The following is a 541-nucleotide window of genomic DNA, read 5'->3' on the forward strand; positions in this document are numbered from 1 at the left end:
GCGTATAAGGGACGGGTTGGACGATAATGTAACTATCTCTCCCGCTTTGTTGTAACTCGATTTGAGTTCTGGTAAAAAGTAAACTATCACTGTTACTAACCAACGGAAGGAAAAACAGGAATATACAATCCGTGGTGAGATAGTAAAAAGTGCTGCTTGCGCCATTGAAGAGTTTGCCTTACCGGAGCTTTCTCTTACAGGAGTGATCAATCAGGCAAACAAAACAATTTCTCTTGTCACCCTTGACAACTTACCTTCTGTGATTGCGAGTGTCAGACTATCCCCGCATGCTACTATTAGTCCTGATCCGCGCTCGACAGCTATAGATTATAATTCAGACCGGCAATTTGTGGTAACTGCACATGATGGTACAACAAAAGCCACTTATACTGTAAAAAAAGCAGTGCCCGACAAATTGCCGGCAGGAATACGGCCAGGCAGTGCAAAAATCATGTTTGCAAAAAAGTTGATTGCTGATTTGGGTGCACCTGCTAATAACCATGGCGGCCTGGCTGCCACCAAAGATTATGTGATAATCAGT

The 541-nt window shown here is 43.4% G+C and carries 1 protein-coding gene; it reads left to right on the forward strand.

Going from position 1 to position 541, the window contains the following annotated elements:
- Positions 1-85: 85 nt before the first annotated feature.
- Positions 86-541, forward strand: a 456-nt coding sequence (locus tag ACNOHI_RS25485; RefSeq protein ID WP_420477516.1) for a DUF5018 domain-containing protein, incomplete at its 3' end; no start/stop codon positions are given.

It is taken from the genome of Noviherbaspirillum sp. ST9, from assembly GCF_048799745.1.
GTDB lineage: Bacteria > Pseudomonadota > Gammaproteobacteria > Burkholderiales > Burkholderiaceae_D > Noviherbaspirillum.